We start from the raw sequence: 14547 nt of genomic DNA, 5'->3' as shown, positions 1-14547 counted from the left end.
GATGTCTGCTCAGGTGCGGGATTGCGATATTTGTATCGTTGGTAATGGGGCGGTTGGCAAGGCGGCTGCTTTGGGCTTTGCCCAGGCGGGTTTGCGTGTGAGTTTGTTGTGCGCGCCGGGTTCTGGTGTGCCTGCAATTGTTCCAGGTTCGGCTCCCGGTTCGGTTCCCGGTTCTGCATCTGCTTCGGCTGACTGGGATGTGCGGGTGTATGCGCTGAACCATGTGGCGCATGATTTGTTGTCTTCGCTAAAAGTCTGGGATGCGCTGGACCAGGCACGGGTAGCACCTGTGTCGGCCATGCAGGTGCAGGGAGGTGGCGTCGATGCGGGCAAGCTGGGCTTTGATGCCTATGGCGCGCATGTGAATGAGCTGGCCTGGATCGTTGAAGACAAGAATCTGAACCAATCGCTGGATACTGCCTTGCGGTTCGCGCAAAACCTGACGCTGGTGCAGGGGCGGGCGCAAGCTTTGGAAGTTGGTGCTGATGCTGCACAAGTGGTGCTGGATGATGGCAGCAGCATACGTGCATCTTTGGTTGTTGGAGCTGATGGTGCGCAGTCCTGGGTGCGCGGTGCTTGCGATATCGGTCTGGATTATCGTTCTTATGACCAGCATGGTGTTGTGACCAATTTTGAATGCGCTAAACCGCATCATGGTGTTGCTCATCAGTGGTTTGTGCAAGATCAAGGTATTATTGCTTTATTGCCTTTGCCGGGTAATCGCGTGTCGCTGGTATGGTCGGCACCGGATGCGCTGGCAGAGACTTTATTGCGCGAGCCACTTTCTGCATTGGTCGAGCGCTTGATGCCATATTGTGGAGAGGTGCTCGGGCCTTTGCAGCCGGTCTTGCCGGAGGCGATCAAGGCATTTCCCTTGCGCTTGATGCGGCCACATAGCATGATCGCGCCACGGGTTGCATTGGTGGGGGATGCGGCGCATGCAGTGCATCCGCTGGCTGGGCATGGCATGAACCTGGGGTTTGCCGATGTGGTTGATTTGCTGAAAGTGATTAAAGAAAAAGAGGCGCATCGTGATTGTGGTGATGCCCGTTTGCTGGGCCGTTACCAGCGCGCACGCAAGGAAGAAGTGATGCTGATGCTGGCGACCACGGATGGTCTGGCGCGCCTGTTTGCATCTGATTTGACGCCTTTGCGTACAATACGTGATCTGGGATTGAACTTGCTGGACCGGTTACCAGTCATAAAGAACAAATTAATCGCCCACGCCATGGGGAAATAAACCTGGCGCGGTGTGCTGGTGTCCATATGTAAGATTGCTGCGATGAGCACGACCAAGTACCAGGACATGGTGCTGGCGATTGTGCGTAAGCCTGATGAAAAATGAAAGAAGACTGAAGATGAAAAAAACACTGCAAGGCTTGATGATCATGACGCTGGCTTTAGCTGGCAATGTATTCGCAGCTGAGACGGCACAAGAAGCCAGTGTGCGCAAGCTGATACAGCCAACCTTTCGAGAAGGTGTGAAAGTTGATTCTGTGACCAAGACGCCATACTCTGGATTGTTTGAAGTACGCATAGGTTCAGACATTTTATACACCGATGAGAAAGCGCAATTCCTGTTCTCGGGTGAAGTCATAGATGCAAAAAATGGCACCAATTACACCAAGGCCAGGGTAGATGATTTGAGCAAGGTGAAGTTTTCTGATCTGCCGCTGGAATCTGCCCTGAAGATGGTCAAGGGTGATGGCAAGCGTGTCATTGCAGTATTTGAAGACCCGAACTGTGGCTATTGCAAACAGTTCCGCAAGACCTTGACGAGTATGGATAACATCACTGTTTACACTTTCATGTATAACATTCTGGCGGATGATTCCAAGACCAAGTCAAAAAACATCTGGTGTTCTGCTGACCGTAACAAGGCTTGGGATGACTGGATGTTGCATGGCAAGGTAGCGCCAGAAGCGCCGGCCAATTGCAATACGCCGAATGACAAGATTTTTGCCCTCGGTCAAAAGATGCGTGTGACCGGCACACCATCAGTCATCTTCACTGATGGCAGCCGTGCACCTGGTATGCTGGATGTGAAAATGCTGGAAAGCAGGATCGCTGCGGCAGCCAGCGGCAATAAAGCCAACTAAAAAGCCAGCTAAAACTTTTTTCTATGACTTCGACACCGCGCTGGACAGGCATTTTGCTGGCAGCGGGGCGAGGTCGCCGTTTTGATGCCAGCGGCCAGCGCGACAAGCTTTTGCAAAAATTGGCCGACAGCAAATCCGTAGCGCAGCATAGTGCACAGAATTTGCTAGCGGCCATGCCGCAAGTTGTCGCGGTACTCAGGCCAGATAATGCTGCGTTATCGGATCAATTGCAGGCAATGGGCGTTGAGTGCCTGGTCTGTCATGATGCCGATGCAGGCATGGCCAATTCCCTCAAGCATGCCTTGCGTACCACGGCTGACAGTGCCGGTTGGCTGATCGCCCTGGCAGATATGCCCGCAGTAAAACCTTCCACCATGACACTACTCTTTAATGCCCTGCAAGCGGGGGCAGAGATCGTGGTGCCTGTGTATCAGAGGCGGCGCGGCAACCCAGTCGGGTTTGCGCATCAATATTTGCCGCAATTACTGGATTTGCAGGGCGATGTCGGTGCCCGCAGTCTTTTGCAAAGCAATCCGGTAACGCAAGTGGAGGTGGATGACCCAGGTATTCATCAGGACATCGATACCCAGGATGCCTTGCTCAATCATCTGCATCCTGATGGGAAAGCAAATGCTTGAAATGCTGAGATCAATGATTTTGTGACGAAAACCCTGCAAATAAGACATGTTTTAGCAGATGATAGCCCTTATATATAAGAGTTTTCTACAATTTTTCACCTTCCTCGCCAGTTTTGTTACTTCTAAATAGCTTGTGGATATATCTATACAACTAAAATAACCATAGAATAGCGGTTTTCTTCCACCTGATTTAAGACGTGGCGGTATTGGTGCTGCCAAAATCTATGAATAATCTCAATCAAAAACTGGCGATACGAATTGGTTTTGCTGGCCTTGCGCCATTTGTCTTCTTGACGCTGGCTTGCTGGATCGTGCATCCAGACTGGTTGGGAGCGCTCATCAAAGCGCAGCTGCATTATGGCATTGTGATTCTTTCTTTCCTTGGCGGCTTGCACTGGGGAGTGGTCCTCATGGCAGGCGGCGCTAATGAGAAAGAGACAAAAAAGGCACTCATCTGGGCGGTGGTCCCAATTATTATTGCCTGGTTGTTTATGAGTCAAATGCTGATTGGCTTTGTGGTGCAGGTAGCTGGTTTTATCATGACCTATAAGATAGACAAGCGGCTGTACCAAAGTTATGGCGTGCCAGAATGGTTTATCAATTTACGTTTGCAACTGACCCGCGTGGTCGTGGGCGCGCAGATTTTTACCTTTATCGCCGCTAATGTGCGCACCTATCCCTCAGCTTAGTATGCAATTTCATATGCAGCCTTGGCATATAGCCTGGATCAGCAGACTAATTAATAAATAAAGAAACAGAAAGATCGTTCAGCATGAAAAAAACGATAACAACAAAGAGACCTGGTGCGGCTGTATCTGCGCATGCGCTGGCGTATACCATCGTTCCCAAAGACCTGGCTGGACATATGTATCTGGTTACGCTGGACATCGCGGCACCTGATGCTGAAGGCCAGATTGTCAGCTTGCCAGCCTGGATACCAGGCAGTTATATGGTGCGTGAATTTGCCCGCAACATCGTGCAGATCAAGGCCAGCTCTGAAGGTAAAAAAGTCGCACTGAAAAAGCTGGACAAACACACCTGGCAAGCTGCGTCTTGCAAAGGTGCTTTGCGTATCACTTATGAAGTATATGCCTGGGATTTGTCAGTTCGTGCAGCGCACCTGGATCAAAGCCATGGCTTCTTCAATGGCACCAGCGTGTTCCTGAGCGTGCATGGACAGGAGATGAACCCGCATGTGGTCGACATTCAACGTGCTGATGACGCTGCCTGCAAAACCTGGCGCGTTGCCACGTCCTTGCCTGAGTTGAAAGCCAAACGCTATGGCTTTGGTACTTATGTAGCTGCCAATTATGATGAGTTGATTGATCACCCGGTTGAGATGGGTGATTTCGCTATGGCGACATTTGATGCGCACGGCATCTCCCATGATTTTGTCGTGACTGGTAAAGTACCAAACATGGACATGGAGCGCATGGTCGCTGATGTCAAAAAAATCTGCGAAACCCAGATCGCCTTTTTTGAGCCGCGTACCAAGAAAGCACCGATGGACCGTTATGTCTTCATGACCATGGTGGTCGGTGAAGGTTATGGCGGCCTGGAACATCGTGCTTCTACCGCATTGATTTGCAACCGCACTGATTTGCCAGTCAAACACCATGCAGAAATGAGTGATGGCTATCGTGGCTTTTTGGGCCTGTGCAGCCATGAATATTTCCACACCTGGAACGTCAAGCGTATCAAGCCTGCGGCCTTTGCCAGCTATGATTTGCGTCACGAAAACTACACAAGCCTGTTGTGGGTATTTGAAGGTTTCACCAGTTATTATGATGACCTGATGCTGGTACGCTCAGGCGTGATTGATGAAGCTGCTTACTTCAAGTTGCTGGCCAAGACCATCAATATGGTGACACGCGGTAGCGGTCGTACAAAGCAAAGCGTGGCTGAATCCAGCTTCGATGCCTGGACCAAATATTATCGCCAGGATGAAAATTCACCGAATGCGATAGTCAGCTATTACACCAAGGGTTCTCTGGTGGCACTGGGCCTGGATTTGACGATACGTGCAGAAACTGCAGGTAAAAAATCCCTTGATGACGTCATGCGTGCGATGTGGCAAAAATTTGGCCGCGACTTTTATGAGCGCACTCTGTCAGGCAAGCAGCAAGGCCTGGGCGAGACTGAGTTTGAAAGCCTGGTGGAACAAGTCACTGGCGTGAACGTACGCCGCTTCATCGATAAATATGTGCGCGGGACTGAAGACGTGCCGCTGGCAGATTTGTATGCAGACTTCGCCTTGCAGGTAAACGACGGCAGTGCAAGTAAAAAAGCTAGCCTCGGTGTGCGTGTGGTGCGTGACGGTAATGACTGCAAGATCGCCAATGCACATGAAGGTCGTGCAGCGCATGTCGCTGGTTTGTCGCCAAACGATGTCATCGTCGCCGTCAATGGTTTGCGTGTAACTGCTGCAGATGCTGCCGATAGTTTGGCTACGGCGCTGGGTCGTTATCGTGTTGCTGAAACTGTACAGATTCACGCCTTCCGTCGTGATGAATTGCTGACAGTGCAGGCTAAATTGCAGGCGGATGATGTACCAGCCGTCACTCTGACAGTGCAGGCAGCGGGCAAGTCTGCCAGTTTAGTGAGACCAAGCTTTCAGAAGCCTGGCAAGAAGTAAGTTATAAACTGCATCTGATCTGATATCTGATAACACGCCGTACAGTGATTTGCTGTACGGCGTTTTTTTATGCCTGATATTTCTGCTGCGCAGGCGCTGAACTTTCTGTTGTATGATTTTGTCATAACAAATTATTACCTCACCTGGGCCTGCATGACTGTATCGACTTCTTACTCACAGCAAGCGCTTTGGCAAAAGTCTCTTAACTGGGCAGGGATCATTCTATTGCATCTGATCTTGTTGCTGAGTTTGCGGCAGATACATGGGCGGTATGTAAATAAGCAGGATGGCTTGACGTATCTGGATGTCAGTATGGTGCAGTCTGTGTCAAAGTCTCTTCCCAAAGCCAAGCCCGAAGCGCAGCCTGAAGTTGTTCGGGCAACCAAGGTAGTCACGCCGGGATTGCCATCTGTTCGTGAAAAGAGCAGGCCAACTTCTGCAGACTCATCGCCTGAACCCCAGACCTTTCCTATAATTGAGCTGTCAGATACTCAGCCTGCAGCAGAGAGTAAATCAGTCTCGCTGGATCTCGGAGCCTTGCGGCGCGGTGCTGTCGCGAATGACAAGAAGCAGCGTTTGAAAGAGCCTGTATTGGCTTTTAGTCAGCCTGTCACTGAATTGAGAATGGAAGAAAAATTTGGCAGGGATGTCGCGGATGCCAAACGAAAAAACTGCATGAATGCGTATTCGCAAGGGGCGAGGGTAGGCAATGTCGCTATATCCGGTTTGCTTGTCGCTGGGGTGATCGTGGCGGATACGGTAAGTGGGAAGGGGTGTAAATGGTGAGTGTGTGTTCTGTCGGATGCAATACCTAGCTTCCTTTAACCAGACAAAAAGAGGGAGTTTTTTGTTCAGACGTTAAAAACGTCTCCGACAATCGACGAACGCCGCTGGGCTCCTGCCTGCGCAGGAGCGACGAAATTACCAGTAAACGTAGGATTGAGTGACGGAGCTAAATTTGCACGTTTGTCGCAAACTATCCAAACACTTTAGCCAGTTCTGCCCCCGGATTCTCAGCCCGCATAAAAGCCTCGCCCACCAAAAAGCCATGCACATTAGCTTCCCGCATACGTGTGACATCCGCTGCTGACATGATGCCGGATTCGGTAATCACCAGTTTGTCTGGCGTAATCCTTGGCAGCAAATCTATTGTCGTATCCAGCGACACTTCAAAAGTACGCAGGTTGCGGTTGTTGATACCCAGCATGGCCGTCTTGAGTTTCAGGGCGGCTTCCAGTTCTTCAGCATCATGTACTTCAACCAGGACACCCATGCCCAATTCATGTGCGCAGGCTTCCAGATCAGCCATCAGGCCGTGATCAAGTGCAGAGACGATGAGCAGGATGCAATCTGCACCCCAATGCCTGGCCTGATAAATCTGATAAGGATCGATCATGAAATCCTTGCGCAGTGCTGGTAGGCTGCACGCTGCACGCGCCTGTTGCAGATATTCAGGCGCGCCCTGGAAGAACTGCACATCGGTCAGTACTGACAAACAGGCCGCACCATGTTCTGCATAGCTTCGGGCAATCTCGGCTGGATGAAAGTCAGGGCGCAACACACCTTTTGAAGGTGAAGCCTTTTTGATTTCAGCAATCACCGCCGCCTTGCCAGCCGCAATCTTGCCACGCAAGCTGCCTTCAAAACTGCGCAGATCAGCTTGTGCTTCCTTGTTTGATTCAACTTCTGCACGCAGGCTGGCAAAGGATTGATATTTCTTGGCTGCTGCCACTTCATCCGCTTTGACTGCCAGGATTTTATTTAAAATGTCAGACATGGGCTTACTTCCCTAATTGCTGGGTGACTTCAATAAACTGTTCCAGCTTGGTTTTGGCTGCGCCGGATGCGATAGCTGTCTGGGCCAGCTTGACACCGTCCGCGATTGACGTGGCGATACCTGCACCATACAAGGCCGCACCCGCATTCAGGGCAACGATATCGGTAGCCCCACCAGGCACATTATTCATCACTTCAAGTATCTTGGCTTTTGACTCATCGGCACCAGATACACGCAGGTTGCGATTGGATACCATCTGCAAGCCAAAGTCTTCCGGGTGTATATCATATTCTCTGATTTCGCCATTCACCAGCTCACCCACCATGGTAGGTGCACCAAGTGAAACTTCGTCCATATTGTCACGCCCCCACACCACCAGTGCATGTTGTGCCCCCAGCCTTTGCAAGACGCGGATTTGTATGCCCACCAGATCAGGGTGGAACACGCCCATCAAAATATTCGGAGCGCCTGCTGGATTGGTCAATGGCCCGAGGATATTGAAAATGGTACGTACACCAAGTTCGCGGCGCACTGGCGCAGCATGCTTCATCGCGGCATGGTGATTCGGTGCAAACATGAAACCTATGCCGGTTTGTGCTATCGACTGGGCGATCTGCTCAGGCTTGAGATTGATATTCGCGCCCAAGGATTCGAGCACATCAGCACTGCCAGATGAGGAGGACACACTGCGGCCGCCATGCTTGGCAACACGCGCGCCTGCAGCAGCCGTGACAAACATGGATGCAGTAGAGATATTGAAAGTATGCGCGCCATCACCACCAGTACCGACGATGTCGATCATGTTGTCCGTATTTGCCAGTGGCACCTTGGTCGAGAATTCACGCATGACCTGGGCGGCGGCAGTGATCTCGCCTATGCTTTCTTTCTTGACGCGCAAGCCCATGGTCAGTGCGGTAATCATGACTGGCGACATTTCGCCACCCATCAGTTTGCGGAACAGGAACAGCATTTCATCGTGAAAAATTTCACGGTGTTCTATCAGGCGTGTCAGTGCTTCTTGTTGAGATATGGTCATGATGCTGTTCCAGTCAAAAAGTTTTTCAGCAGGGCGTGGCCGTGCTCGGACAATATGGATTCGGGGTGGAATTGCACGCCTTCGAGATTGAATTCCTTATGGCGCACACCCATGATTTCGCCGTCATCTGTCCATGCGGTCACTTCCAGGCAATCCGGCAGGCTGGCACGTTCTATTGCCAGAGAGTGGTAACGGGTAATCGTGTAAGGGCTGGGCAAATTCCTGAAGACGCCAACGCCAGTATGGGCAATGGCAGAAGTCTTGCCATGCATGACTTGCTTGGCGCGGATAACCTTGCCACCAAATGCCGCACCTATGGCCTGGTGACCAAGGCAGACGCCGAGGATGGGTGTCTTGCCAGCGAAGCGTTCTATGACGGCGATGGAAACACCTGCTTCTGCCGGTGTACAAGGGCCAGGTGAAATACAGATGTGATCAGGCTTCAGTGCTTCAATTTCTTCTATCGTAATTTCATCATTACGGTAGGTACGCACATCCTCACCCAGCTCGGCAAAATATTGCACCAGGTTGTAGGTGAAGGAATCGTAGTTGTCTATCATCAGTAACATAAGTAAGACCTCTCAACACAGAGTCACGGAGACACAGAGTTTCACAGAGAAACCCTTTTGATCCCGCTTTTTAATACGGGCACCATGAAATTAATAAGTAATCCAGTTTTATAACCAGTCAGGCGTAAGTAGGTAAGTAGTTGTGCGGTATGAACAGGGAGCAGTGACTCTATCGCTTTCAGTTCCAGTACCAGACTATCTTCTACTACTAAATCGAGTCGATAAGCAGACTCAACTTGTATACCTTTGTATGCAATGTCCAGACTAACTTGGCGTTTAAAACTCAGTTTGCGCAAATACAATTCATGGCACAGGCAGTTTTCATACGCACTCTCCAAAAGACCTGGACCCAGATGCTTGTGCACTTCTATTGCTGCACCTATGACCTGTTCACTTAACAAGTCATACTTCGCTTTTCTCTGTGTCTCGGTGTCTCTGTGGTGAGCAGTTTGGTCTGGCATTTTTTTAAATTTCCCCATCCAGGCCATCTTGCACTTGTTCTGCTGCACGCAATACTGCGCGTGCCTTGTTTTCGGTTTCCTGCCATTCCATTTCTGGAACTGAATCAGCCACTACACCGGCGGCTGCCTGCACATACAGCATGCCGTCTTTCAAGACACCGGTGCGTATCGCGATCGCCAGGTCCATTTCGCCACCGAAGGACAGGTAACCACAGGCACCGCCATAAATGCCGCGTTTGACAGGTTCCAGTTCATCGATAAGTTCCATTGCCCTGACTTTCGGCGCGCCAGACAATGTGCCTGCCGGGAAGGTGGCTTTCAATACATCAAGGTTGGACAAGTCAGCTTGCAAGACACCTTCTACATTCGAGACGATGTGTTGTACATGCGAATATTTTTCTATGACCATCTGATCAGTGACCTTGACGCTGCCGGTCTGGGCGATGCGGCCTATATCATTGCGGGCCAGGTCTATCAGCATCACGTGTTCGGCGATTTCTTTCGGGTCAGCCAGCAATTCTTTGGCCAGTTCCGCATCGCGTTCTGGTGTTGTCCCGCGTGGGCGGGTGCCAGCCAGTGGGCGTATGGTGACTTTCTTGCTGCCATCATTCAGGCTTTCATTGCGCACGAGAATTTCTGGCGATGCACCGATGATTTGCATGTCGCCAAAATTATAGAAATACATATAGGGTGATGGGTTCAGCGAACGCAGGGCGCGGTACAGTGACAACGGTGAATCAACATAGGGCTTCTTGATGCGCTGGCCTACCTGCACTTGCATGAGGTCACCGGCCATGATGTATTCCTTGGCTTTTTCTACAGCCTTCAGATAATCTTCCTTGGCAAACTCGCGTATCGATTCTGTACGGACAGACGCCGATGTGACAGGGGCATCAACACTACGGCGCAGCATGGCGCGCAAGTCTTTCAGGCGCTGGCGAGCTTTGGACCAGGCTTCTGGCTGGGTAGGGTCGGCATACACGATGAGATAGAGTTTGCCGGATACATTGTCGATGACGGCCAGTTCTTCGGTCAGCAATAACTGTATCTCTGGCAAGCCCAGATCATCTTTTGGTGCCTTGCCAGACAGGCGTTTTTCTACATGGCGCACGGCGTCGTAGCCAAAGTAGCCAGCCAGGCCACCGCAGAAGCGCGGCAGGCCAGGACGCAGCGCAACCTTGAAACGTGCCTGGAATTCAGCAATGAAATCCAACGGGTTCATTTCGCGGCTTTCTATGACCTGGCCGTTTTTCAGGACTTCGACTTTTTCACCAAAGCTGCGCACCAGGGTATTGGCGGGCAAGCCTATGAAGGAATAGCGGCCAAAGCGTTCGCCACCCATGACGGATTCAAGCAAGAAGGTATTCTTGCCACCGTTTTGGGTCTGTGCGAGTTTTAAATATAAGGTGAGCGGGGTTTCCAGATCGGCGAAGGCTTCCGCAATCATGGGGATACGGTTGTAGCCTTGCGCGGCCAACGATTTGAATTCGAGTTCGGTCATGGTTTTCTTTCAACCGCCTGCCTGTTCCTGAAGCTTATGCACGCGTCTACAGCAGCAGCGCACGCAAATTCGCTCAAGAGAGTATGGACGGGTAAAACAGATTGATATAACAAGCAAGAAGATGTGCTGGGGATGTGCACAGCCACTCGCGGCATTCGTGTATTAACAGAATTGCCAGCGTCGCCATAGCCAGGCCTCAAAAGTGCCTGGAGTGATCATGGAACGTTTGTTATCGAGGAACATTCGTTATGTGAATGGTTTGAAAGTCAATGAGAGTTTTTCGCTGACAGCAGTTGTGCTGCTACCAACAGGGTTTCGACTATACCATCACTTTGAATATTTTGTACAGCTTCACCGTGGTTGTATCCATACGGCACTGTCAAGACCGGGCAACCGGCAGCGCGAGCAGCAATCGCATCATTGCTGGAATCGCCTATGGCCAGCACTTGTGATGGTGGCAAGTCCAGAGCCTTGCAGGCTTCCAGCATGGGCAGGGGGTCAGGTTTCTTTTTTGCAAAGCTGTCACCGCCATAGACTTGCTCAAAATAATGAAGTATTTCTTTCTTTTGCATCAATGGCAGGGCAAACGCCAGTGGTTTGTTGGTGACGCATACCAAACGTAGACCCAGGTCGCGCATGGCTTGCAAGCCTTCATGTACCTGCAGGTAAAGCTGGCTGTGGTCGCCATTGATGACCAGGTAATGACGCTGGTAAGCTGCCAGCGCATCATCAAAGCGGGCTGCTACACCAGTGGCATCAAAATCCAGGGACAAGACTTGCTGGATCAGATTTTCAGAACCCTTGCCCACCTTAGTCTTGATGACATCCAGCGTCAGCGGTGCCAGCGCAAAGTCCTCGCGCATGCGGTTGATGGCGACCAGAAAGTCTGGTGCGGTATCGATCATGGTGCCATCGAGATCGATGATGGCGGCTTTGATTTTGCTGAGCATGGCGGGGGCGATCAGAGGTAGACTTTCCGCCTGGTGTGGCGAAAAGCCTGAATATGAAATTGAGGGTTAAACCTTGGACAACTCAAGGCGCATGGCATCGATGATGGCTTTGTAGTCGGGTTTGCCAAATATGGCAGAACCGGCAACAAAGGTATCTGCACCAGCACGGGCTATCTCTGCGATGTTCTCGATTTTGACGCCGCCATCCACTTCCAGCATGATGTCGCGGCCAGATTCATCAATGATCTTGCGGGCTTGCGCGATTTTCTTCAGTGTATGCGGGATAAAAGTCTGACCGCCAAAGCCAGGGTTGATCGACATGATCAAAACGATATCGACTTTGTCGATGACATTTTCCAGTACATGCAGCGGTGTTGCAGGGTTGAATACCAGGCCAGCCTTGCAGCCATGGTCACGTATGATTTGCAGGCTGCGGTCTATATGTTCCGACGCCTCCGGGTGGAAGGTGATGATATTCGCGCCTGCCTTGGCAAAGTCGGGGATGATGCGATCGACAGGTTTGACCATCAGATGCACATCGATAGGCACTTGCACATGCGGGCGTATCGCTTCGCACACCATGGGGCCTATGGTCAGGTTGGGCACATAATGATTGTCCATGACATCAAAATGGATCATGTCAGCGCCAGCGGCGACAACATTGCGGACTTCTTCTCCCAGACGGGCGAAATCGGCGGACAATATACTGGGAGCAATGCGGAAAGTAGTCATGATGGAATCGTGCTTGAAAAAGATATGCTATTTTACCTTGTGAGGGCAAGCGGCTGTTGTCTTCGTCTGGCACAATGAACATAGTTCATCATGAAAGAAAATTATGGCAGCGTATGAAATAAATGTATCGGTGGCGACGCAATACCTCAAAGACCAGTCCGATCCTGAGCAAAACAATTTCGTTTTTGCCTACACCATCACCATCAAGAATACCGGTACCGTGGCGGCGCAAGTCATTTCCCGCCATTGGATCATTACCGACAGCACCAACCATGTAGAAGAAGTCAAGGGTCTGGGAGTAGTTGGCCATCAACCCTTCCTGGCTCCAGGACAAAGCTTTGAATACACCAGCGGCAGTTCATTGAGAACCCCGCAGGGCAGCATGAAGGGCACTTATTTCTGCGTGGCAGAAGATGCCCATCGCTTTGAGGCAGAGATACCCGAATTCGTTTTGTCTTTGCCGCGTACCCTGCATTGATACTTACATAGTCCAGGCTTATTGCGGATTTTCAATATCCTGGCTTTGCTTGCTTTGCTCTATCGGCTTTTTATCTTCTTTGGGTTGTGTTTCTGGTCTTTCTGGCGCGCGGCCATGAAACATCGTCCACCAGACGATAAAAATCAGCATGAACATCGCTACGCCTGCTTCCAGCGCTAATAACCACATCGCATTCACCTCGCTCAATAAATTAAGCGCATTGTACCTGCTAATTTGTGCGCTTATTTGCGCACCTAATTACAGGTGCTGGTCCGGCGCATTACAATAGGCATACCGGCATTCATGCTGCATACCCCTACTCAATAAAATCAGGAGCGTCTATGACATACGAATGTATTTTGACTGAAACCCGCGACAAAGTCGGCTTGATCACCTTGAACCGTCCCAAGGCCATGAATGCGCTGAACGATCAGCTCATGGATGAACTGGGTCTGGCACTGAAAGCTTTCGACAAGGATGAAAACATCCATTGCATTATCCTGACTGGCAGTGAAAAAGCCTTCGCCGCCGGTGCCGACATTGCCGCCATGGTGGGCTATAGCTTCATGGATGCCTATAAGGACGACTACATTACCCGTAACTGGGAAACCATGCGCCAGATCCGCAAGCCAGTCATCGCTGCTGTCGCCGGTTATGCCCTGGGCGGTGGTTGCGAAGTCGCCATGATGTGCGACTTCATTATCGCTGCAGAAAATGCCAAGTTCGGCCAGCCAGAAATCAAGCTCGGCACCTTGCCTGGTGCTGGAGGCACCCAACGTTTGCCACGTGCGATATCCAAATCCAAAGCCATGGACATGTGCCTGACTGCGCGCATGATGGATGTGGTCGAAGCAGAACGCGCAGGCCTGGTATCCCGCGTCGTGCCGCTGGATAAGCTGATGGAAGAAGCATTTGCTGCAGCGAATGTGATCGCTTCCATGTCCTTGCCCATCATCATGATGGCCAAGGAATCCGTCAACCGTGCTTATGAAACTACGCTGTCAGAAGGTATACAGTACGAGCGTCGCCTGTTCCAGGCGAGTTTTGGTACGGAAGATCAGAAAGAAGGTATGCAGGCATTCCTGGAGAAACGCCCGGCTGTATTCAAGAATAAGTAATTTGTCTCTAGTTTCTAGTTATATAGAGGCTATGTAAAGGCGCGTCATATATGACGCGCCTCTATAAATTAAATCGCATCTATACAGCTCTAAAAAATACATCTCATTCACGAAGCAATGCCAGCATGTCGCAAAGCCGTAAAACTCCTTCCCCTTCAAGGGGAAGGCAGGGATGGGGATGGGTTTCGGTCGATAGGCGAAATGAGCGCTATATAGATAGCCCCCGACCCGTCGCTCCTGCGCAGGCAGGAGCCTAGCGTCGTCCGTCAATGAACGGCGAAGCAGGCAACCAGGACAGACGCCAAATACCGGGGCTGTAGGGTGCGCCGTGCGCACCGTTCCCGCACCTTATATGTACAGCGGATAGTTTTGCACCTATAAGTAGTAAAGAAGCAGTACACGGCCCACCAAAGAGCGGTGCGCCGTGCGCACCCTACAAAATTAACCGTCGTCGCCCCCAGATAAGCCTCCCCCAAGAATTCCCTAAATAATTTACGCCAGGGTCTTGCAAAGTAGGGAGATAGTTTGCTATAGTTCGCATCCCGCTGAAGAG

The 14547-nt window shown here is 51.0% G+C and carries 16 protein-coding genes; 8 read left to right on the top strand and 8 right to left on the bottom strand.

Features of this window, described 5'->3' with window-relative positions; genetic code table 11:
* The first annotated feature begins 1 nt into the window (after position 1).
* The 6 genes from ACO0LD_RS27955 (at position 2) to ACO0LD_RS27930 (ending at position 6158) form a co-directional block, all read left to right on the top strand.
* Positions 2–1240 (top strand): UbiH/UbiF family hydroxylase, encoded by a 1239-nt coding sequence (locus tag ACO0LD_RS27955; protein WP_423012150.1) that lies wholly within the window; start codon positions 2–4, stop codon positions 1238–1240.
* Positions 1241–1358: 118 nt separating this feature from the next.
* Positions 1359–2099 carry a DsbC family protein gene (locus ACO0LD_RS27950; RefSeq protein WP_423012148.1) on the top strand — a complete coding sequence of 247 codons (741 nt, stop codon included), beginning with the start codon at positions 1359–1361 and terminating at the stop codon, positions 2097–2099.
* A gap of 23 nt (positions 2100–2122) precedes the next feature.
* Positions 2123–2737 carry a nucleotidyltransferase family protein gene (locus tag ACO0LD_RS27945; RefSeq protein WP_423012146.1) on the top strand — a complete coding sequence of 205 codons (615 nt, stop codon included), beginning with the start codon at positions 2123–2125 and terminating at the stop codon, positions 2735–2737.
* 224 nt (positions 2738–2961) lie between these two features.
* Positions 2962–3426 (top strand): DUF3429 domain-containing protein, encoded by a 465-nt coding sequence (locus ACO0LD_RS27940; protein ID WP_423012144.1) that lies wholly within the window; start codon positions 2962–2964, stop codon positions 3424–3426.
* A gap of 83 nt (positions 3427–3509) precedes the next feature.
* On the top strand, positions 3510–5372 hold the full coding sequence (locus tag ACO0LD_RS27935; protein WP_423012142.1) for a M61 family metallopeptidase: 1863 nt from the start codon (positions 3510–3512) through the stop codon (positions 5370–5372).
* 69 nt (positions 5373–5441) lie between these two features.
* Positions 5442–6158, top strand: coding sequence for a hypothetical protein (locus tag ACO0LD_RS27930; protein ID WP_423012140.1), 717 nt, complete (start codon positions 5442–5444; stop codon positions 6156–6158).
* A gap of 190 nt (positions 6159–6348) precedes the next feature.
* On the opposite strand, the gene trpC is transcribed toward ACO0LD_RS27930, so the two are convergent.
* The 7 genes from trpC to rpe all read right to left on the bottom strand — a co-directional run bounded on the left by trpC (position 6349) and on the right by rpe (position 12398).
* Positions 6349–7149 (bottom strand): indole-3-glycerol phosphate synthase TrpC, encoded by an 801-nt coding sequence (trpC, locus tag ACO0LD_RS27925; protein ID WP_423012138.1) that lies wholly within the window; start codon positions 7147–7149, stop codon positions 6349–6351.
* A 4-nt stretch (positions 7150–7153) separates the two neighbouring features.
* Entirely contained in the window at positions 7154–8185 is a 1032-nt protein-coding gene (gene trpD / locus ACO0LD_RS27920; protein WP_423012136.1) for an anthranilate phosphoribosyltransferase, read from the bottom strand.
* Positions 8182–8754: an anthranilate synthase component II gene (locus ACO0LD_RS27915; protein ID WP_110258194.1), complete on the bottom strand. Its 573-nt coding sequence runs from the start codon at positions 8752–8754 to the stop codon at positions 8182–8184. The genes trpD and ACO0LD_RS27915 overlap by 4 nt, the downstream gene beginning before the upstream one ends.
* Positions 8755–8795: 41 nt before the next feature.
* Positions 8796–9215, bottom strand: a complete 420-nt coding sequence (locus ACO0LD_RS27910) for a GxxExxY protein (RefSeq protein ID WP_423012134.1) — start codon at positions 9213–9215, stop codon at positions 8796–8798.
* A 4-nt stretch (positions 9216–9219) separates the two neighbouring features.
* Positions 9220–10716, bottom strand: a complete 1497-nt coding sequence (trpE, locus tag ACO0LD_RS27905) for an anthranilate synthase component I (RefSeq protein WP_423012132.1) — start codon at positions 10714–10716, stop codon at positions 9220–9222.
* A 266-nt stretch (positions 10717–10982) separates the two neighbouring features.
* A complete protein-coding gene (locus ACO0LD_RS27900) occupies positions 10983–11666 on the bottom strand; it encodes a phosphoglycolate phosphatase (protein WP_423012130.1) in 684 nt (227 codons plus the stop codon).
* A gap of 66 nt (positions 11667–11732) precedes the next feature.
* Positions 11733–12398, bottom strand: a complete 666-nt coding sequence (gene rpe, locus ACO0LD_RS27895; protein WP_423012128.1) for a ribulose-phosphate 3-epimerase — start codon at positions 12396–12398, stop codon at positions 11733–11735.
* A gap of 103 nt (positions 12399–12501) precedes the next feature.
* On the opposite strand from rpe, the gene apaG reads away from it, so the two are divergent.
* Entirely contained in the window at positions 12502–12876 is a 375-nt protein-coding gene (apaG, locus tag ACO0LD_RS27890; protein WP_423012126.1) for a Co2+/Mg2+ efflux protein ApaG, read from the top strand.
* A gap of 18 nt (positions 12877–12894) precedes the next feature.
* Here apaG and ACO0LD_RS27885 read toward each other — a convergent pair whose 3' ends face one another.
* Positions 12895–13065 carry a hypothetical protein gene (locus tag ACO0LD_RS27885; RefSeq protein ID WP_423012124.1) on the bottom strand — a complete coding sequence of 57 codons (171 nt, stop codon included), beginning with the start codon at positions 13063–13065 and terminating at the stop codon, positions 12895–12897.
* A gap of 152 nt (positions 13066–13217) precedes the next feature.
* On the opposite strand from ACO0LD_RS27885, the gene ACO0LD_RS27880 reads away from it, so the two are divergent.
* Positions 13218–13994, top strand: coding sequence for an enoyl-CoA hydratase (locus ACO0LD_RS27880; protein WP_110258199.1), 777 nt, complete (start codon positions 13218–13220; stop codon positions 13992–13994).
* Positions 13995–14547: the final 553 nt, after the last annotated feature.

This window comes from Undibacterium sp. Ji83W (assembly GCF_049340385.1).
Taxonomy (GTDB): Bacteria; Pseudomonadota; Gammaproteobacteria; order Burkholderiales; family Burkholderiaceae_D; genus Undibacterium.
This window is presented reverse-complemented; position numbering and strand designations above follow the sequence as displayed.